Annotated in this window: 20 protein-coding genes; 5 read left to right on the top strand and 15 right to left on the bottom strand. The window is 41.9% G+C overall.

What is annotated here, in order from left to right:
* Window positions 1-62: 62 nt before the first annotated feature.
* The 14 genes from MTF68_RS14455 to cutA form a co-directional block, all read right to left on the bottom strand.
* The gene (locus MTF68_RS14455) at window positions 63-1,376 is read right to left on the bottom strand and encodes an adenylosuccinate synthase (RefSeq protein WP_004587661.1); all 1,314 of its coding nucleotides are present in this window, start codon (window positions 1,374-1,376) and stop codon (window positions 63-65) included.
* A 216-nt stretch (window positions 1,377-1,592) separates the two neighbouring features.
* Entirely contained in the window at window positions 1,593-2,471 is an 879-nt protein-coding gene (gene hflC, locus MTF68_RS14450; RefSeq protein WP_004587662.1) for a protease modulator HflC, read from the bottom strand.
* Window positions 2,472-2,476: 5 nt separating this feature from the next.
* The gene (gene hflK, locus MTF68_RS14445; RefSeq protein WP_248462883.1) at window positions 2,477-3,649 is read right to left on the bottom strand and encodes an FtsH protease activity modulator HflK; all 1,173 of its coding nucleotides are present in this window, start codon (window positions 3,647-3,649) and stop codon (window positions 2,477-2,479) included.
* A gap of 100 nt (window positions 3,650-3,749) precedes the next feature.
* Complete coding sequence (hflX, locus tag MTF68_RS14440) at window positions 3,750-5,039, bottom strand: ribosome rescue GTPase HflX (protein ID WP_248462881.1); 1,290 nt, start codon at window positions 5,037-5,039, stop codon at window positions 3,750-3,752.
* Window positions 5,040-5,054: 15 nt separating this feature from the next.
* Complete coding sequence (gene hfq / locus MTF68_RS14435) at window positions 5,055-5,318, bottom strand: RNA chaperone Hfq (RefSeq protein ID WP_004587665.1); 264 nt, start codon at window positions 5,316-5,318, stop codon at window positions 5,055-5,057.
* Between the two features lie 77 nt (window positions 5,319-5,395).
* On the bottom strand, window positions 5,396-6,313 hold the full coding sequence (gene miaA / locus MTF68_RS14430; protein ID WP_029772607.1) for a tRNA (adenosine(37)-N6)-dimethylallyltransferase MiaA: 918 nt from the start codon (window positions 6,311-6,313) through the stop codon (window positions 5,396-5,398).
* A gap of 10 nt (window positions 6,314-6,323) precedes the next feature.
* Window positions 6,324-8,186 (bottom strand): DNA mismatch repair endonuclease MutL, encoded by a 1,863-nt coding sequence (gene mutL, locus MTF68_RS14425; protein ID WP_248462880.1) that lies wholly within the window; start codon window positions 8,184-8,186, stop codon window positions 6,324-6,326.
* A 34-nt stretch (window positions 8,187-8,220) separates the two neighbouring features.
* Complete coding sequence (locus tag MTF68_RS14420; protein WP_031289362.1) at window positions 8,221-9,564, bottom strand: N-acetylmuramoyl-L-alanine amidase; 1,344 nt, start codon at window positions 9,562-9,564, stop codon at window positions 8,221-8,223.
* 170 nt (window positions 9,565-9,734) lie between these two features.
* Window positions 9,735-10,211: a tRNA (adenosine(37)-N6)-threonylcarbamoyltransferase complex ATPase subunit type 1 TsaE gene (gene tsaE / locus MTF68_RS14415; protein WP_248462879.1), complete on the bottom strand. Its 477-nt coding sequence runs from the start codon at window positions 10,209-10,211 to the stop codon at window positions 9,735-9,737.
* 125 nt (window positions 10,212-10,336) lie between these two features.
* Complete coding sequence (gene accC, locus MTF68_RS14410; protein ID WP_024031477.1) at window positions 10,337-11,677, bottom strand: acetyl-CoA carboxylase biotin carboxylase subunit; 1,341 nt, start codon at window positions 11,675-11,677, stop codon at window positions 10,337-10,339.
* 25 nt (window positions 11,678-11,702) lie between these two features.
* Window positions 11,703-12,164: an acetyl-CoA carboxylase biotin carboxyl carrier protein gene (gene accB, locus MTF68_RS14405; RefSeq protein WP_248451785.1), complete on the bottom strand. Its 462-nt coding sequence runs from the start codon at window positions 12,162-12,164 to the stop codon at window positions 11,703-11,705.
* A gap of 32 nt (window positions 12,165-12,196) precedes the next feature.
* Window positions 12,197-12,649 carry a type II 3-dehydroquinate dehydratase gene (gene aroQ / locus MTF68_RS14400; RefSeq protein ID WP_024031479.1) on the bottom strand — a complete coding sequence of 151 codons (453 nt, stop codon included), beginning with the start codon at window positions 12,647-12,649 and terminating at the stop codon, window positions 12,197-12,199.
* Window positions 12,650-12,877: 228 nt separating this feature from the next.
* The gene (locus MTF68_RS14395; protein ID WP_248462878.1) at window positions 12,878-14,692 is read right to left on the bottom strand and encodes a protein-disulfide reductase DsbD; all 1,815 of its coding nucleotides are present in this window, start codon (window positions 14,690-14,692) and stop codon (window positions 12,878-12,880) included.
* Window positions 14,692-15,012, bottom strand: a complete 321-nt coding sequence (gene cutA, locus MTF68_RS14390) for a divalent-cation tolerance protein CutA (RefSeq protein ID WP_004587674.1) — start codon at window positions 15,010-15,012, stop codon at window positions 14,692-14,694. The genes MTF68_RS14395 and cutA overlap by 1 nt, the downstream gene beginning before the upstream one ends.
* Before the next feature lie 188 nt (window positions 15,013-15,200).
* On the opposite strand from cutA, the gene MTF68_RS14385 reads away from it, so the two are divergent.
* The 5 genes from MTF68_RS14385 to MTF68_RS14365 all read left to right on the top strand — a co-directional run bounded on the left by MTF68_RS14385 (window position 15,201) and on the right by MTF68_RS14365 (window position 18,792).
* Window positions 15,201-15,677 (top strand): FxsA family protein, encoded by a 477-nt coding sequence (locus tag MTF68_RS14385; RefSeq protein WP_004587675.1) that lies wholly within the window; start codon window positions 15,201-15,203, stop codon window positions 15,675-15,677.
* 109 nt (window positions 15,678-15,786) lie between these two features.
* The gene (locus tag MTF68_RS14380; RefSeq protein ID WP_004587676.1) at window positions 15,787-16,074 is read left to right on the top strand and encodes a co-chaperone GroES; all 288 of its coding nucleotides are present in this window, start codon (window positions 15,787-15,789) and stop codon (window positions 16,072-16,074) included.
* 48 nt (window positions 16,075-16,122) lie between these two features.
* Window positions 16,123-17,772: a chaperonin GroEL gene (gene groL / locus MTF68_RS14375; RefSeq protein ID WP_004587677.1), complete on the top strand. Its 1,650-nt coding sequence runs from the start codon at window positions 16,123-16,125 to the stop codon at window positions 17,770-17,772.
* A gap of 217 nt (window positions 17,773-17,989) precedes the next feature.
* A complete protein-coding gene (locus tag MTF68_RS14370) occupies window positions 17,990-18,175 on the top strand; it encodes a hypothetical protein (RefSeq protein WP_052026262.1) in 186 nt (61 codons plus the stop codon).
* A 224-nt stretch (window positions 18,176-18,399) separates the two neighbouring features.
* A complete protein-coding gene (locus MTF68_RS14365; RefSeq protein WP_248462877.1) occupies window positions 18,400-18,792 on the top strand; it encodes a VOC family protein in 393 nt (130 codons plus the stop codon).
* Between the two features lie 4 nt (window positions 18,793-18,796).
* On the opposite strand, the gene MTF68_RS14360 is transcribed toward MTF68_RS14365, so the two are convergent.
* On the bottom strand, window positions 18,797-20,269 hold the full coding sequence (locus tag MTF68_RS14360) for an NAD(P)H-hydrate dehydratase (RefSeq protein ID WP_248462876.1): 1,473 nt from the start codon (window positions 20,267-20,269) through the stop codon (window positions 18,797-18,799).
* Window positions 20,270-20,813 lie beyond the last annotated feature (544 nt).

Here is a 20,813-nt window from a genome sequence, read left to right as displayed (position 1 = left end):
CAAGGTGAATTTTAGGCATAAAAAAAGCTGCAAAAAGCAGCTTTTTTTTAAACTAATGGTGATTAAGCAAACGGGTTGCGAAGTACCATTGTTTCTACACGATCTGGGCCGGTAGAAATAATATCAACAGGTACACCTGTGATTTCTTCGATACGCTTGATGTAGTCAATCGCAGCTTTTGGTAAGCCTTCAAGACTAGTTACACCAACTGTGTTTTCAGACCAACCTGGCATCTCTTCATATACTGGTGTTACTTTCTCGTAACCCTCAGCAGCTAATGGCGTTACATTAGTCACTGTGCCATCTTCAAGCTGGTAACCAGTACAGATTTTAAGCGTTTCTAAACCATCTAAAACATCTAACTTAGTTAAACAAAAACCAGAGATGCTGTTGATTTGAACTGCGCGGCGCATTGCCACAGCATCTAACCAACCAGTACGGCGTAAACGACCTGTTGTCGCGCCAAACTCATGACCTTTATCACCTAAGTGCTTACCCACTGGGTCTTGTTTTTCAAGGCCATCGTAAAGCTCTGTAGGGAAAGGACCAGAACCAACACGTGTAGTGTACGCTTTAATAATACCTAACACGTAGTCAAGGTTTAATGGACCAAAACCAGCACCAGTCGCAACGCCACCAGCAGTGGTGTTTGAAGAGGTTACATAAGGGTAAGTACCGTGATCGATATCAAGTAATGTACCTTGCGCACCTTCAAATAAAATGTGTTCGCCCGCTAAACGTGTTTGATCTAAAAGCTCAGTTACATCAACAACCATTGCTTTTAAGATGTCTGCAACAGCCATTGCATCATCAAACGTTTTTTGGAAATCAACAGCATCTACTTTGTAGTAGTTAACTAAAGTGAAGTTATGGTATTCAAGTACTTCTTTTAGTTTAGCTGCGAATAATTCTGGATTGAATAAGTCACCTACGCGTAAACCGCGACGGGCTACTTTATCTTCGTACGCAGGACCGATACCACGGCCAGTTGTACCAATTGGCTTGTCGCCGCGAGCAGTTTCGCGAGCTACATCTAATGCAACATGGAAAGGCAGAATTAACGGACATGCTTCACTAATTAAAAGACGCTCACGTACAGGTACGCCACGCTCTTCTAACATGCCAATTTCTTTCATTAGCGCTTCTGGTGATAAAACCACACCATTACCAATCACACATTTAACATTGTCACGTAATACACCCGATGGAATAAGGTGTAGAACTGTCTTTTCACCGTCAATAACTAAAGTATGGCCCGCATTGTGGCCACCTTGGTATCGAACCACTAAAGATGCTTTGTCTGTAAGGAGATCAACAACCTTACCCTTACCTTCGTCACCCCATTGGGTGCCTAATACAACAACGTTTTTACCCATTGTAAATTCACTTCGAGAAAATTAGGACGAGATTTTACCAGAAAACGGAAGTAAAGATCACCCCTGTTCAGCTTATTTTTTCTGCGCGTATTTTTTAGGCCATCACACTTTTTAAATAACCACATATATAACAGTAATTTAAAGTTTTAAATTATGCTTAACAAAAAGCCCCGCATAGGCGGGGCTTTATAACTTTTTAAATGATTAAGGCATCGCTTATTGCGCTGCAGCGCCTTTCATATATTTAAAGAAGTCACTATCTGGCGAAAGTACCATAACATCTTGTTTATCTTTAAAGGTCTTTTTATACGCCTCTAAAGAACGAACAAAACCAAAGAACTCTGGATCTTTGTTGTATGCTTTAGCATAAATAGCGGCAGCTTCTGCATCACCTTGACCACGTACTGAGCGCGCATTACGCTCTGCATCTGCAAGCATTACCGTTACACGGCGGTCAACATTTGCACGAATAGTTTCTGCTTTTTCTTGACCTTCCGAGCGGTGCTCTTTTGCAACAGCAGTACGCTCAGCGCGCATACGTTGGTAAATAGAGCTACTCACTTCTTGTGGTAAGTTAATTTGCTTAACACGCACGTCAAGTACTTCAATACCTAACTCGCGCGCACTTTCAGAAGCTTGTACTAACGCCTCTTCCATTAGCTCACTACGCTCACCCGATACAATCTCGCGAATAGTACGCGTACCAAAGTTAGTACGCAGACCATTGTTAACTTTTTGCTTTAGTAGTGTTTCAGCGTATTGCTTATCACCACGAGCACGAAGGTAAAATGCGCTAAAGTCGTTTACGCGCCATTTAACAAACGAATCAACAATTAAGTCTTTTTTCTCGCTTGTTACAAAGCGGTCTGGCGTGCCATCTAGCGTTTGAATACGTGCATCAATACGACGTACTTGGCTAAAAAATGGTACTTTTAAGTGAAGGCCTGGGCTGTATACAACCGCTTTGTCTTCACTGTCTTTTTCAACTTTGCTAAATAGCAACACAATCGCTTTTTGCCCTTCTGGTACTACAAATACCGCAGAGAAAGACATAACAATGGCAGCTAATAGTATGACTAAACTAAAGTTTTTCATTACGCTTATCTCCCGTTATTGTTAAAGCGATCGCTGTTAAAACGGTCATTACCGCTATTCACAGTGCTATTTCGTGATGTATTTACTTTATTGCGTAAATCTTGAATATCACTTGAGCTTGGTAAAGCTACACGTGTTGCAGTGCCTTGCTTTTCCATAATTTTATCAATTGGTAAGTACATCATGTTGTTACCGCCTTTAACATCAACAATGACTTTAGAACTGCTGCTAAGCACCTCTTCCATAGCATCAATGTATAAACGTTCGCGCGTTACTTCTTTAGCTGCTTGATACTCAGGTAATAGCTTTTCAAAACGAGCCACTTCACCTTGTGCTTCAAGTGTAATGCGTTCTTGATAACCTTCTGCTTCTTGCGTCATACGTGTTACTTGACCACGCGCGCGCGGTTCAATTTCACGTGCATACGCTTCTGCTTCACGGATGAAACGCTCTTCATCTTCTTGTGCGGCAATAGCGTCATCAAATGCATCTTTTACTTCAGTTGGTGGACGTGAATCTTTAAAGTTCACATCGGTCACAATTAAACCTAAGTTATACGGTTCGATGATTTTATTAAGCTCATCCCACGTATTTTGACGAACAACTTCACGGCCATTAGTCAGTACTTGGTCCATTTTTGCATGGCCAACAACGTAACGTAACGCGCTATCAAGCGCTTCTTCTAAGCTGTTATCAGCATTAGTTACGCTAAACTTGTAAAGGTACGGGTCAATAACACGGTATTGCACTTCAAACTCAACGCTTACTACGTTTTCATCTTCCGTTAGCATAAACCCTGATGCAGATAATGAACGCACAGCTTCAATATCTACCGGGATAACCGTTTCAATAAAGGTCATTTTCCAGCGTAAGCCTGGCTCTGCAATACGGTCATACTTACCAAATTGCAGTACCACACCACGTTCGGCTTCTTTAACCGTATAAATACCACTTAACGCCCACACAATTGCGGCGATAATGAGGATAAATGAAATACCGGCTCCGCCAAGTCCACCGCCACTATTATTGCCGGATTTTTTACCGCCAAATATGCCGCCTAACTTGTTGCTAAACTTACGGAACACCTCGTCTAAATCAGGTGGGCCTTGATCACGTCCGCCTTTATTGTTCCACGGATCTTTGTCATTGCCATTATTACCCGGTTCATTCCAGGCCATAGCTATACTCCATTGTTATCTAAATAAATTAGGAAATTGTGTTAAATCTATCAAATCTACCGCGTTTCTCATACAAAAACCGACATTTATATGCCAATTTTTAATCGCGATTGATAAAACCTTCAATTTCAGGACCAAACTCTTTAATTAATCGGTTCCATTCAACCATAGGTAAACGTACATCCAACAACCAGTTACCCTTTTCATCAAAGCGCTCTTCATGGACTGCACTTAAGCTAAATAAAGACGCTCTTAAGCGGCCATATTGAGGGGCAAGTAATAACGTACCAATAAGCATTTTCTTAGCAAGCAGGTCACTTATTGCCTCACTAAGTAGCTCACACCCTTCGCCGGTTTGTGCAGATAACCATACTCTTATAGGCTGTCCTTGGTCATCCCGATCAATTCGTGGGCTTACATCATCAAGCGCATCAATTTTGTTATAAACTAATAATTGCGGTACTTCATCAGCTTCAATCTCTTTTAAAACCGACTGTACTTCCTCTATGTTTTCGCGTCTGCGCGGGTCTGCCACATCAATTACATGTAATTGTAGGTCGGCTTCACGCGTTTCTGTTAGTGTTGCTTTAAAGGCTGCCACTAAGTCATGCGGTAAGTGGCGAATAAATCCCACTGTATCGGCCAAAATAACCGAACCAACATCGCCTATATCAAGTTTACGTAGTGTTGGGTCAAGCGTGGCAAAAAGCTGATCCGCTGCGTATACATCTGAGTCTGTTATACGGTTAAACAGGGTTGATTTACCCGCATTGGTATACCCTACAAGCGACACGGTAGGAATTTCGTTACGCGTACGCGCACGTCTACCCTGCTCACGTTGTACAGCCACTTTGGCTAATCGGGCACGAATATTTTTAATGCGCGCGCGCAATAAACGTCTATCGGTTTCAAGCTGTGTTTCGCCTGGGCCTCGTAAACCTATTCCCCCTTTTTGTCGCTCAAGGTGAGTCCACCCTCGGATTAACCGAGTAGACATATGCCTAAGCTGAGCAAGCTCTACTTGTAGCTTACCTTCGTGGGTACGGGCTCTTTGGGCAAAAATATCAAGAATAAGTGTTGTTCTATCAAGTACACGACATTGGCAAACGCGCTCTAAATTACGTTCTTGAGACGGACTTAATTGATGATTAAAGATGACAACATCTGCATTGTGGATTTTGACAATCTCAGCTATTTCTTCTGCTTTACCGGTACCGACGAATAGTTTCGGATGTGGTGCTTGGCGGCTGCCTTGCACAACCGCCAAACTACTAACACCAGCAGAAGATACCAACAACTCTAATTCATGAAGATCTTCACGATCGCCATCTTTAGGTAAGTCGATATGAACTAAGACTGCCTGTTCGCCGGATTCATAGCGGTCAAACAAGCATTACGCTCCTAATTAAATATTTCCTGGTTCTTGCTCTTCAGTGTCATCGCTCCCTTGAACACCTTGGAAGTTGACTGCACGAGCAGGTACAACTGTTGAAATTGCGTGTTTATACACCATTTGGTTTACAGTGTTTTCAAGTAAAATAACAAATTGGTCGAATGACTGAATTTTACCTTGTAATTTTATGCCATTTACCAAAAAGATTGATACTGGAATGCGCTCACGACGTAGTGCATTCAAAAATGGGTCTTGTAACGATTGGCCTTTTGCCATGTTATTGTTCCTTCGTTCTAGGTGTTATTATAATTTAAGTAGCTGAACTTATTTAATTAAATAATTCGCAACTACTACTAGCTTAGCGAACTTACTACGCGATGCAAGTTTTCTTCATCGTCTGTTGTTAACCAAGTAACATCAGGCCAACTCCGTAACCACGTTAGCTGACGTTTTGCCAGTTGACGCGTTGCAGCAATGCCGCGAAAAACCATCTCATCATGGTCTACTTCACCCGCAAGATAATCCCACATTTGTCTATAACCTACACAACGAATAGAAGGCATATTGGGGTGTAAATCCTTACGTAGATATAGGGTCGAAACTTCTTTTTCAAACCCCTGTTCTATCATTATTTTAAACCTTTTTTCAATTCGCTGATGTAATTCACTGCGATCATCAGGCGCAATCGCAAATTGATGAAAAGTATAAGGTAACGTTGGCTGCTTTTGCTTTTGCAATTCAGTCATTGTTTTACCACTAATACGGTAAACTTCCAAAGCTCGATTTATTCTTTGTGAATCATTTTCACTTATTTTGTCGGCCGCTTGCGGATCTACTTTAGCCAGCTCTTGATGTAAATGTGGCCAGCCAAATTGTTTTGCTTGCGCTTCAAGCTCAGCCCTAACTACTGGGCAGGCTTCAGGCAGTGGCGATAATCCATCAATTAAAGATTTAAAGTACATCATGGTGCCACCCACTAATATTGGTACTTTACCTTGTTGATGGAATTCATCAATTTTTTTTATCGCATCACGTCTAAAATCGGCGACCGAATAGGTTTCGCTCGGATCGAGTAAATCAATTAAATGATGCGGAGCACGAGCAAGCTCTTCTGCATCGGGCTTTGCCGTACCTATGTCCATACCTTTATACACTAACGCTGAATCAACGCTGATTATTTCTGTATTTAAGTGCTCACACAGTGAAATTGCCAACGCTGTTTTACCAGCTGCGGTTGGGCCCATTAAAAATATGACCGGTAAATTGCTCAACACGGGTACCTTAATTTAATTGCGTTAAATAGTGTTCTAGGTCTATTTTAACTGCTTTTTCTTTTAAACGTTCAATTGTTTGCGGATTATTTTGTAAGCTAATTTGTAATTCAATAAATACATTACTTTCATAAAAGCGTTCTGGTACACAACTAAGCTGCCATGTAAGCCACGCTTGTAACTCGTTGAGCTGTGTTTTACATGCGCCAAGCAAGCTTTCAACCGCGGCTGATACTTCAAGTAAATATAAACACGTGGGTAGCTTTTTAACCATCACAAACTGTTTTTCAATAACTAGCTCAAAGCCTAATAAAGTAAACCAAGATTGCTGCTGAGCTATTAGTTCGCAGTCAGCTTTTTCAAGGTTAACCCTTACGGGTAGTAGCAAGGCTTTACCCTCTAAATTACCCAGCTCTTTTATTTGTGCATGCCAGTAATCAACAAGTGCATGCTTATAGTGTGAGCAAAATAACTGCTGCTGCTGAGTAAATACACACACGCCTTTATTTACATTTAATACCTGCACACTTTTTAATGTGTGTGCAGCGCTTTCACCAGTATCGGGCTGCGCAAATACACTATGCTCAAAATGAGCGGCTTGTTGCTCACTCACCCCTTGATAAAATGCATTTACATCGTGATGATTTGCACCATGTTTTTGAGACGGTGAAGCATACCCCGCAGCGCCACCCTCTGACCCTGCGCGATTAGAGGGGGCACGACTAGTAAAACCACCGTTTTGTGAATCTATTGGCTGCAACTGTGACTTAGGGTAATCATACCCCTGCTGAACTGGCTGGTTATTAGCCGCATGACTTGGCTGCTCAATAAACGCGGAGGATTGGTAATCGTCTGTGGGCGCTTGATTAGTTGCAAATTCGCCTTGTAGAGGCACAACTACTTGCTTAATCGCCTGTAATATAAAGTCGTGCACTAACCGGCCTTGATGAAAACGCACCTCGTGCTTTGCAGGATGAACATTTACATCCACTTGCCTTGGGTCAATATCAATATAAATAACAAAACCTGGGAGTTCTTGCGCTCCACTTACCTCTTCAAACGCCTGACGAATAGCATGTAAAATTAGCTTATCGCGCATCATGCGATTATTTACATATGTATATTGCGTGGTATTAGCTGATCCCACTGGCAATACCCAACCATGTAGCTGTAAACCACTTTCACCAGATTGAATATGCAATCCTTGCTCAGCAAAGGCTTTACCTGCAACTTGCGCAACCCGAGTAATCGCTTGATTAGGGTCGGTTTTAGCACGGTACTGCCTAACCACCTTTTGGTTATGCGTCAGTGTAATCGACACATCAAAACGACTCAGTGCAATACGCTTTATAAGCTCATCAATGTGGCTAAATTCGGTTTTTTCGGTGCGTAAAAACTTGCGCCTTGCTGGGGTGTTAAAAAATAAATCTTTAACTTCTATCGTTGTGCCATCTGGGTGGGCTACCGGCTTTACTTGCACGTCCATATCGCGGCCCTGTGCAAACGCTTGCCACGCGGCATCTTGTGCTTTGGGCTTTGAGCTAAGCGTTAAACGCGATACCGAACTAATAGATGCAAGCGCTTCCCCTCTAAAGCCTAAAGAGCAAATGTTTTCTAAATCATCGAGTGATTTAAGTTTACTTGTTGCATGGCGAGAAAGCGCTAAAGTGAGCTCATTTTTGCCAATACCTGAGCCATTATCACGAATACGAATAAGCTTGTGACCGCCACGCTCTATGTCTATTTGCACACGCGTTGCGCCCGCATCTAAGCTATTTTCTACTAATTCTTTAACCACTGAAGCCGGGCGTTCAACCACTTCACCTGCCGCTATTTGGTTAGCTAATCGTGCAGGTAATATTTCAATACTCATGAAGCCCCTAATACGTGTACAGGTTTAATAAACATCAACTCTGCGGTATGTCCAGCTCTTGACCTATAAACAAGGTGTTTGAGCGTAGTTGATTAACTTGCTTTAATTTGGCTACCGATACGCCATACCGACTCGCTAATAGGCTTAGCGATTCACCTGGGCGAACTTTATGTTTAGTTGGGTACTGCGATTTAAGCTTTGCAAATAACGAATCATCAGGTGGGTTTTTTAAGTAATAATTTTTTATAGACGTAAACATCGCTTTAGCTAAGCGTTCCTGGTGATTAGCGCTTTTTAACATGCGCTCTTCACGGGGGTTTGAAATAAAACCTGTCTCAACCAAAATGGAAGGAATATCTGGCGACTTTAATACGGCAAGACTTGCATGTTGTGGATCTTTTTTATGTAATTTAGCGACCTTTTTTAGCTCTTTTACTACTTCTTCGGCCACACTAAGCCCTGTTTTCATTGAGTGGTCCATCGACATATCAAGTAGCGCTTGCGCGAGGTATTTTTCGTTAGCAGCATCTTTAATTACATCAGCTGCACCACCTAAAAGCTCAGAGTGTTTTTCTTTATCTTCTATCCATTTACCAATCTCAGAATTAGCGCGACCAAGCGATAACACCCACACCGAAGCACCATTTGGCCCAGGGCTGGTAAATGCATCAGCATGAATTGACACTAAAAAGTCGGCTTTTTTCTGGCGTGCTCGGTTGGTACGGGTATTAAGCTTAACAAAGTAGTCGCCACTTCTTACCATGCGCGAAATCATGCCACGTTCGCCGTCAATCATACGCTCTAAACGTTTAGCTATTTGCAGGGTAATGGTTTTTTCATACGTACCAGAGGGGCCAATAGAACCAGGGTCTTCTCCGCCATGGCCCGCATCAATTGCAATAACAATGTCTCGCTCTTGGCTTAACTGGCGCTTTTTAGCTGCTTTTTGGGCAGGTGTAGTGCTTACTGCGGGTTCACTTTTATTATATAAATCCACAACCAGCCTGTTTTTGTACGGGCCAGTAGGTGCCAGCGCAAAAATAACCGGCTTAATAGGCGCTGTTAGCTCAAATACAAAACGTACACTTTGTTTATTTTTAGGCTTTGAATAGCGCAGCTTGCTTACAATTTTGTGCTTAGAAGGAATACTCGGTAATACTTTTAACCCTTTGGTGTTTTCAAGGTCGACCACTAAGCGACTCGGGTTTTTAAGCATAAAATAGCTGAAATCGGGCTTATCATCTAAATCAAATACCACCCGCGTGCTATCTGGCGAGGGCCATACTCGTACACTATTTATGGTATTTTTTGCCCACAACGGTAAGCTCACAGCGAAAACTATGAAACAAATAAAAAGTTTAACTACACCTCGATTCATTATAACTACCATTGCCTTAACTATTTATTATTATGAGAGCGGGCGCCTTAACCCGCTATTAGCTTATTAACCTAAACGTTGGATAGTAAATCTACCTTAAGCCGCTATTTTGTACGCCAACTAAAAAGGTAACTTTGATGCTTTTATATTTCAATGTGTTAGTAAGTATATTAACTCGGGTTTAGGTTAGTTAGTTTTTCGACAATTGCTATTCCGCGCTCGCTGGCACTATTAATAACAATTTTGCGCTCATCGCCAAAGTAACTTAAGGTAATGTCTAAATCGGGAACTGGTATAAATTCTCCCCCTTTTTCTGGCCACTCAACAATACAAATAGCCTGCTCAGAAAAGTAATCTCTTATACCCATGTACTCAAGCTCTTCAGGATCGCCTAACCGGTATAGGTCAAAATGATATACATTAGCACGTGTCAGTTCGTATGGCTCTACCAACGTATAGGTTGGGCTTTTTACCTTACCAGTGTGGCTAAAGCCTTGCACTACACCACGCGTAAATGTTGTTTTACCTGCGCCTAAATCACCGTGTAAATAAATTACTGCACCTTGCTCTATAATAGCAGCCACTTTGTTACCCATTGCTACTGTGGCTATTTCATCATTTAGGTGAGCTTCAAAACTACGCGTCATTGTTACCTCAAAAATTTACTAAAAGCGCATCTTTGCTAATCATACCAGAATATTTCTTGAAGGCGATAAATTGGCGTTTTAGGCATAAAAAAACCGGCCTAAGCCGGTTTTAATTAACTGGGGCTTTATAGCCCTAGTTTTTTCTCAAGGTAGTGGATATTTGTACCACCGCTTTGGAAGTTTTCGTCTGCAAGAATTTTCTTATGTAATGGCGTGTTTGTTTTGATGCCATCAATAACTAATTCGTTCAGCGCATTACGAGCACGGGCAATAGCCACATCACGGTTTTCACCGTAAGTAATAAGCTTACCAATCATCGAATCGTAATGTGGAGGTACTGTATAGTCAGCATATATATGGCTATCCCAACGAATACCTAAACCACCTGCAGGGTGGAAACGTGTAATTTTACCCGGCGACGGGATAAACGTTTCTGGGTCTTCTGCGTTAATACGACATTCAATTGCATGGCCGCGGATAACCACGTCATCTTGCGTGAAAGATAGCGGTTGCCCAGCAGCAATTTTCAGCTGCTCTTTAATTAAATCAACACCGCTTACCATTTCAGTCACTGGGTGCTCAACTTGAATACGGGTGTTCATTTCGATGAAGTAAAATTCGCCGTTTTCGTATAAAAACTCAAACGTACCCGCACCACGGTAACCAATTTCGATACATGCACGTGTACAGCGCTCACCAATAAATTTACGCACTTCTGCCGTTATACCTGGAGCAGGCGCTTCTTCAACTACTTTTTGGTGACGACGTTGCATAGAACAGTCACGCTCACCTAAATGAACAGCATTACCTTGTCCATCAGCAAGTACCTGAATTTCAATATGGCGAGGGTTTTCAAGGAATTTTTCCATGTAAACCATGCTATTACCAAAAAACTGTTTCGCTTCTTGTTGAGTAAGTGCGATTGAATCAATTAATTCAGCTTCGCTACGTACTACACGCATACCACGGCCACCACCGCCACCAGCGGCTTTAATAATTACCGGGTAACCAATGCGCTTTGCAATTTGCATGTTGCGTTCTTTGTCATCCGATACCGGACCGTCAGAACCTGGCACACATGGTACACCGGCTTTGCGCATTGCATTGATTGCCGATACTTTATCGCCCATAAGACGAATAGTGTCGCCTTTTGGACCAATAAATACAAAGCCGCTTTGCTCAACTTGGTCAGCAAAATCTGCATTTTCTGAAAGAAAACCATATCCTGGGTGAATCGCTACAGCGTCTGTTACTTCAGCAGCCGCAATAATGCGCGGAATATCTAAGTAACTTTCAGTGGCTGGAGGTCTACCGATACAAATGGTTTCATCTGCAAGTAATACGTGCTTAAGATCGCGATCCGCCGTTGAATGCACAGCAACCGTTTTGATCCCAAGCTCTTTGCAGGCGCGCAATACGCGAAGTGCTATTTCACCTCGGTTTGCAATGACTACTTTATCTAACATAAGAGTTGGCCTTTAGGTTACTAAATTATTCAATGATGAATAGAGGTTGATCAAATTCTACTGGTTCGCCATTTTCAACTAAAATAGCTGTAACTGTACCCGCTTTATCTGACTCAATTTGGTTCATCATTTTCATTGCTTCAACGATACATAATGTATCACCTACTTTAACTTGAGAACCTACTTCTACATATGCTGGCGCTTCTGGAGAAGCTGCTGAGTAAAATGAACCAACCATAGGTGATTTAACTTGATGGCCTGCAGGTGCTGCTGGTGTAGCATCGGCTTCAACGGCTGGCGCAGCTTGTGCTGGTGCCGCAGGCGTTGGAGCAGCAAATTGCTGTGGTGCGTACTGAGCGTAAGCAGGACCTGCGCTCATGTTGTTACGGTTAATACGTACTGATTCTTCACCTTCAGTGATTTCTAGCTCAGCAATACCTGATTCTTCTACTAATTCGATTAGCTTTTTGATCTTGCGAATATCCATGAACGACCCGCCTATAAGTTTGTTAGTTTAAATTAATTCGAGTTTTGCAACCGGCTCACGGCAGCGTTCAATGCTGCGTGGTAACCCATTGCACCTAATCCACATACCACACCTTGCGCCACATCAGAAAAATACGAATGATGACGAAATGCTTCACGTGCATGCACATTACTTAAGTGCACCTCAAAAAAAGGAATATCAACGCTTAACAATGCATCACGTAAAGCGACGCTAGTATGCGTAAATGCAGCAGGATTAATAATTATGTAATCAACTGCCTGCCAAGCATCGTGTATTCTTTCAATAAGGGCTTGCTCACTATTACTTTGAAAATGCGTAAGCTGAACATCTAGACCCTCTGCGGCAGTCGTTAGTTCGCTCATAATTTCACCAAGAGTGTGCAAACCGTACTTTTCTGGCTCACGCTTTCCTAGCATGTTTAAATTTGGACCATTTATAACTAAAAGTTTAAATTTTGCAGCCATAATACGCGATATATCCTCTAAGTAATGAGTTAAGCCGTTGCGAGCTAATTTTGTACACTAAAGTAAGTATAAAAAACAAAAATTGCAACAAATTCTCACGTTAGCCAACTATTATAGTCAGTTCGATGTAAATAGCAGCAAAATACTGGTCTAATCTCTGGAGGTGTAATAAATATGACGTAATTGAAGGCAAGCCACTTGGTAAGCCCAAGCGGCTAAATTGCACTATTATTGTGCGCTGGCGCGCACTGCAGCTAGGTGGGTGGCAAAATCATCGGCGTTTAAAAATCCTGTAACGCGCTCTGAACTTAGCTCTTGCCCTTGGGTGTTAAAAAACAAAATACTGGGTAAACCAAACACGGTGAACTCTTCCATTAGCTCAATGGTGGTGTCATCACTTTGCGTTAAATCGATTTGAATTAACTGATAGTGACTAAACTCGCTCTGTACTTTGGCATCTGGAAATGTGTAATGCTCAAACTCTTTACATGCCACACACCAATCGGCGTATAAATCAACCATCACCAGTTTGCCTTGCTGATTAGCTTCAGCAACAGCGTTTTTTAGCTCGGTTAAATTAGCCACTTGTTTAAACTCATTAATTTGCTGACTAACCTGCTCAACCTGTTGCTGCGGCCAAATAACGTTTTTAGCTAATGTAAAACCAGTAAGTACTAAAAATGTAGCACTAAACCAAAGCGCTGTTTTAAGCTTGCTTTGTGGCTGAGCACTCTGCCAATAGTGTAAATAAATAGCCGTTGCCAGTGCTAAAATACCCGCCATAAGTAAAATAATGTCGGCGCTTATTATTCGCTCCAATAAAATAAGTGGCACAACAAGCATAATAAAACCAAATAACGTTTTAACTTGCTCCATCCAACCGCCTGCTTTAGGAAGCAATTTGCCACCAGATGTACCGAGTAATAAAAGTGGTAGGCCCATTCCTAAACTTAATACATACAGGGTTAAACCACCGACAAGGTAGTCACCACTTTGCGCTACAAATAATAGCGCAGCAGACAACGGAGCTGTGGTACAAGGTGATGCAATTAAGCCCGACAATACCCCCATTAAAAACACACCTATGTAATTGCCCCCTTTTTGGTTATTACTGACTTGCGTTAGCTTGCTCATCATGGCGCTGGGTAACTTAATTTCGTACCAGCCAAACATCGACATTGCGAGCAGTACAAACAGTAAACTAAAACTAATAAGTACATAAGGGTGTTGTAAATACCCCTGCACTTGTCCGCCTAAGGCCGCCACTACCAACCCTAATGCAGCATAAGTAAGCGCCATACCTTGTATATATACAAACGACAACGCAAACGCTTTTTTAGTAGACAGGTTTTGCTGCCCTGCAATTAAACTCGATAAAATAGGAAACATAGGGAACACACAGGGTGTAAACGCAAGCCCCACCCCAACAGCAAAAAATATGAGTAAATTGGTTACTAAACTTTGACTTGCTAATCGCTCTGTAAAACTTAAATCTTGAGTGGTTGTATTGCTTTGGCCACGCGTTGAGTCTACAGAAGGAGTTAATGCGTTTAATGTATCAGCGGCATCAGCAGATGAGTTATTACCTTGCGCTTGCTCTGAGGCAATAACGCTGAAAGGAATACTAATAACCTCAGGCGGATAACACAGCCCAGCTTTGGCACAGCCCTGATAGCGCACCTTAACAACAGCCCCCTCTGTAACATTACTGAGCTTACTTATAACACTCACACTATTGAAAAAAACTTCGGTTTTGCCAAAAAACTCGTCTTCAATTATTTCGCCAGTACCGGCATCGCCTACCTTTATGTTGGCGCCTTTAGCGATAATTTCTATTTTCTTTTTATAAAGGTAATAATCAGGGGCTATATCCCACCCCACAAATAAAGTGCTACCTTGCTGATCAAAATCAAATACAAACGCTTGGTCTACGGGTAAAAAGGTTTGCTGTGGCGGGGCAAGTAAATCACCTAGCACATTATTGGTGTTTGCCTTTGCAGGAAGCGCCAGCAAGCTAACCAATAATAAAAAGAAAAACCGCATTAATTTAATACCTCATCCATCCAATGAAAATAAGCCAAATTACCAGTGGCCACATCAACCACTTGAATTTCGGGTACTTCGTAACTGTGTAAACTTTTGATAGTTTCAAAAACATCATTCATTTTTTCTGATTTTGTTTTAATCAGTAGCTTTGCTTCTATCTCTTGGGCAACATCGCCTTCCCACATATAAACTGAGGTCATATTTGGTAAAATATTTACACACGCCGCTAATTTTTGCGCTACAAGTGCTTTTGCTAAAGTGCGTGCTTCAGCCTCATCTTTGCACGTGGTAAATATCATTTTAAATTGCGTAGTCATAATTAACCTTTACTAATTTATAGGGAACTAATGCAATAGTATCTGATAGCTAGTGTAATGTGTAGGCGATGAATAATTGTAGATATTAAGCAATTATTAATCACTTTAAGCTCAACCTTGAAAATAGACCCTTTCACCCTCACTTATATTTCATCCACTCTTTTGAGTGCCATTATTTAGAGAGCCCTATGTTTAGATTTTTATTTGTGTTGTTTATTATCATTCCTATCATCGAAATTGCGCTACTAATACAGGTTAGCGATGTAATTGGTGGGTTTGCGACTATAGCCCTAGTGATTGTTACGGCTATTTTGGGCGCCAGAATGGTTAAACAACAAGGTATGGGTGCATTACAAAATGCACAAAGCCAAATGGCCCAAGGACAAATGCCAGCTAAAGAATTATTTACCGGTATTTGCGTGATCATTGCGGGTGTTTTATTGCTAACCCCAGGCATTATGACCGATGTATTCGGCCTACTATTATTAACCCCCTCAATACGCAATAAACTTGCTGCAGGCCTTGCAAGTCAAGCAACGGTACGCATGAGCACAGGTGCACAGCAAGGCTCTTCGGCCTTTACACAACACCCACACTCGCAGCAAGAACAACAGCATGTAAATAAACCAACTACCATTGATGGCGAGTATGAGAGAAAAGATTAAAAATTTATCGATTTTTCTCTTGGAATTTTACACTCTACCCCCATTAATGAATGCAAATTAGAAAAGCTTTTTTCTGTACTGTTCAGAAACTGTTAGGAGAACTAAAAAAATGAACATTCGTCCTTTACAAGATCGCGTAATCGTTAAGCGTCTAGAAGAAGAAACCAAGTCTGCTGGCGGTATTGTATTAACTGGCTCTGCAGCTGAAAAATCAACTCGCGGAGAAGTTATTGCTGTTGGCAATGGTCGCGTTCTAGATAACGGTGACGTTAGAGCTTTAGAAGTAAAAGCCGGTGACACTGTGTTATTTGGCTCATATGTTGAAAAAACTGAAAAGATCGAAGGTCAAGAGTACCTGATCATGCGTGAAGACAACATTTTAGGCATTGTAGGCTAACCCTACTTTTCGTTTAATAAACATTTAAGAATTTAGAGGAAATTAAAGATGGCAGCAAAAGAAGTACTTTTTGCAGGTGACGCACGCGCTAAAATGCTAACAGGCGTAAATATCCTAGCAAACGCAGTAAAAGTGACCTTAGGCCCTAAAGGCCGTAACGTAGTACTAGATAAATCATTTGGCTCTCCAGTGATCACTAAAGATGGTGTATCTGTAGCAAAAGAAATCGAACTTGAAGACAAGTTTGAAAACATGGGTGCACAAATGGTGAAAGAAGTTGCATCTAAAGCAAATGATGCAGCGGGTGACGGTACTACTACCGCAACTGTACTTGCGCAATCTATTGTAAACGAAGGTCTTAAAGCGGTTGCTGCGGGTATGAACCCAATGGATCTTAAGCGCGGTATTGATAAAGCAATTATCGCTGCAGTAGAAGAGCTTAAAGCGCTATCTGTACCATGTGCTGATACTAAAGCTATTGCACAAGTAGGTACTATTTCAGCTAACTCTGATAAAGAAATTGGCGACATCATTGCACAAGCAATGGAAAAAGTAGGCCGTAACACAGGTGTTATTACTGTTGAAGAAGGTCAATCACTAGAGAACGAACTAGATGTTGTAGAAGGCATGCAGTTTGACCGTGGTTACCTATCTCCGTACTTTATCAATAACGCTGAAAAAGGCGCTGTTGAGCTAGACAACCCGTTCATTCTACTTGTAGATAAAAAAGTATCTAACATTCGTGAGCTACTACCTACATTAGAAGCCGTTGCTAAAGCAAGCAAGCCACTATTAATCATTGCTGAAGACCTAGAAGGCGAAGCACTTGCAACGCTTGTAGTTAACAACATGCGCGGTATTGTTAAAGTATCAGCAGTTAAAGCCCCTGGTTTTGGCGACCGTCGTAAAGCAATGCTACAAGATATCGCGGTACTAACTGGCGGTACTGTTATCTCTGAAGAAATTGGTTTAGAGCTTGAAAAAGCAACTATCGAAGACCTAGGTACTGCTAAGCGTGTAGTAATCACTAAAGATGATACAACTATCATTGATGGTGCGGGTGAAGAAGATGGCATTAACGGCCGTGTTGCTCAAATTAAAGCACAGATTGAAGAAGCAACGTCTGACTACGATAAAGAAAAACTACAAGAGCGCATGGCTAAACTTGCCGGCGGTGTTGCAGTAATTAAAGTAGGCGCAGCGACTGAAATTGAAATGAAAGAGAAAAAAGACCGTGTTGAAGATGCATTACATGCAACTCGTGCAGCGGTTGAAGAAGGCGTAGTACCTGGTGGTGGTGTTGCTCTAGTACGTGCTGCTAGCAAGCTAGTTGAGCTACTTGGCGACAACGAAGATCAAAACCACGGTATTAAAGTTGCACTTCGTGCGATGGAAGCACCACTTCGTCAAATCGTAACAAATGCAGGCGACGAAGCGTCAGTAGTAATAAACGCTGTTAAAGGTGGCGAAGGTAACTACGGTTACAACGCAGCCTCTGGCGAATACAACGACATGCTTGAAATGGGTATTCTAGATCCAACTAAAGTAACGCGCTCTGCACTACAATTTGCAGGTTCGATTGCGGGTCTAATGATCACTACTGAAGCAATGGTTGCTGAAATCCCTAAAGAAGAAGCTGCTGGTGCCCCTGATATGGGTGGCATGGGCGGAATGGGTGGTATGGGCGGCATGATGTGATCATCCTCCTTTAAGCACCTTGCTTATATAAAACCCAGCTTCGGCTGGGTTTTTGCTTTTTAGTACAAGCCTATTGTTATTGCTTAATTTATCTCCACATCTATACCATGAGTTATTGGATTAAAGGTAAAAGGATTTGCTTAATAATAATGAATTAATCACCTTCTTTATTTTGGTATCACTTATAACAGGGTTAGTGGTATTTATTGCCTGGATTATGCTTAAGCTCGTTATATGGGGTAAGAGCATGTCTAAAGGAGCGTATTTATTTTTAGCGTTCTTTCCACTAATTTCACTTATGCCTATTCCACCCCCTACTTATGAAAATGTTCAAAAGGCCAAGCAAGAGCAGCGTAAACGAAAAGAAGACTCAGGTGACGACCCTACTAATGAAGATGAGTAAGCCAGTTTAGCTACGTAAATTAAAACACTCTTTAAGGACGCTTTAAGCATGCTCTAAGGTTTAAAATAGAGTGAACCCTTTTACTACTAACCCTATATGCGAAGCCAATGTATAACGTACAACCCCCCTTAAAATAAGCTTTAATAAACATTTACCTATACTATTCAACCCTGTATTGATATGTGAAAATACACCGACATAAAGCAACTTTAGGTTTTTAAGTTATGCCAAAGCAGCATATAGGTAGTATTGCTCTTGTTGTAAAAGACTATGACGAAGCAATCGCATTTTATACAAAAAAATTAAGCTTTGAATTAGTGGAAGATACGGATTTAGGTGGTGGAAAACGCTGGGTGTTAATAACCCCACCCAACTCAAACGGCACACACATATTACTTGCACAAGCCACAGAGCCAGAGCAGTTTAACGCTGTTGGCAATCAAGCAGGTGGCCGTGTGTGGCTATTTTTAAACACTGACAACTTTTGGCGCGACTACGAAAGCATGCTAGAAAATGGCGTAGTATTTCATGAGCAGCCTCGTAATGAGCCTTACGGTACGGTAGCCGTATTTGAAGATCTCTATGGTAACAAATGGGATCTTATTCAACAGAGCTAAATACTTAGTTGATTAACGACCTGACTATTTGAAATAAATCCGAGGGTAGCATGCCGCGCTGCCCTTGCTCTTCAGCCGCAACTTCACCAGCTCGAGCATGAAGAGTTACCCCGTATCGCGTTGCTTCATCGAGACTAAGCCCTTGAGCAAGCAATGCACCAATAATACCTGTAAGTACGTCGCCACTCCCTCCCACGGCAAGTGCTGCGTTACCATTTTCACACACCCAAGTACTTTTACCGTTATCAATTAAAGACCCAGCGCCTTTTAATATGCAAGTAGCATTATACCGTTTTGCGCATAGTCGCACGCTTTCAAACCTATTTGACTCTATTTCAGAGGTGTTTTTGCTAATGAGCCGAGCCGCCTCACCAGGATGCGGAGTAAGGACACATTGAGCCAACGTATAAGCACTTGCATTTTCAGCTAATAAATTAAGTGCATCAGCATCAAGTACAAGCGGCGTATTGTGCTCTTGGCAATAGTGCATTACCGTGCAAAACGTTTTTTTAGCCCATTCATCCTGCCCAAGTCCAGGGCCAAGTACAACACAACTTGCCCACTCTAAAGCCTGTTCAAGGTTTTCACTCATGACCATTAACTCTGCCCTACCTATGCTTATTGGCATAATAGAACTTTGGTGCGTATAAACCTTCACCATCCCTGCACCTGCTCGTAGCGCAGCTTCACTACTGAGCCTGATTGCACCCGCAGTACCTTGGTTGCCCCCTACGCATAATAACTTGCCATGATTGCCCTTATGGCTATTTAAAGCCCGAGAGCCCAAGCGATTAAAGCTGTCTATATTTATCAAGTGAGCACAAGGTGAAGCGAGTTGACTAAAAGTATCTTCAAGTGCTAATTCATCGAGAATCAACTCACCGGCATGCTGTTTACCTGTCCCTGTAGAAAGGCCCTGTTTAATCGCAATAAAAGTAAGTGTTTTTGTTGCCTGAATAGCTGCGCCTAATACTTCACCTGTATTTGCATCAATCCCTGAGGGAACATCGATACTTAAAACAGGCTTTTCGCTTTGGTTGATGGCTGTAATAATCTCACAATAATTTTCACGAACAGGTGAATTAAGCCCAGTACCTAGTAACCCATCAATCACACAGTCGCAGCAATCTAAATCACTCTTTGCAAACTCGTTAACTATGCCACCATTATCAAGCCATAGCTGCTTCGCTTTAGCAGCGTCACCACTGAGTGTTTTAACAGGGTCTAGAGCGCAAACTTTAACCTTTGCACCAGAGTCCTTTATTAAACGCGCGGCTATGTAAGCATCACCCGCATTATTACCATTACCTACAATAACTAAAGTAAGCTTAGCGTTAAAAGACTGCCACTGCTTGTATACGGCCTCCCCCGCTCGCTGCATTAAAGTAAATAAATCTATTCCACATTGCTTCGCCGCCTCTCCCTCATAAGAGCGAATCTGCTCTTTTGTGTAAATATGCCATTGTTTATTTAACATAGAAACTCGCCATAAATAAGTGTGTAGATGCTCTATAACTATAGCTTGGGATAAAAGAGCACTTTTCAATAGCGGATTTAGCATGCTAAACAGCTATTAAAACTGAAATTGAAGGCTTTAGTATAAAGAGTGTGAGTTCTGTAGTGGGCTTTTGCCGCGGGTTTCGTGATACTCAACCCACGCTACGGAGGTGGGGATATTACACACAGGCCTGTATTTCACTTTTCTGCAGACGTAAAAAAGCCCGGCTCTTTCGAGTCGGGCTTTCTTGTATTTGGAGCCTGGCGATGTCGTAGTGCCCACAGCGGTAGAGAGTCACATAGCAAATGGGACATTATCATTGCGTCGGGTGTTGCTTCGCTCACCCGACCTACATTCTAGAAGTAGATGAGTGTGCATTAATTGTCCGCACTTCACTTTTCTACGGACGTAAAAAAGCCGCTTCATTTCTGAAGCGGCTTTCTCGTATTTGGAGCCTGGCAATGTCCTACTTTCACATAGCAAATGCTACACTATCATCGGCGCTGTTTCGTTTCACTACTGA

The organism is Pseudoalteromonas sp. 2CM37A (assembly GCF_023161885.1).
Lineage (GTDB): Bacteria > Pseudomonadota > Gammaproteobacteria > Enterobacterales > Alteromonadaceae > Pseudoalteromonas > Pseudoalteromonas atlantica.
This window is presented reverse-complemented; position numbering and strand designations above follow the sequence as displayed.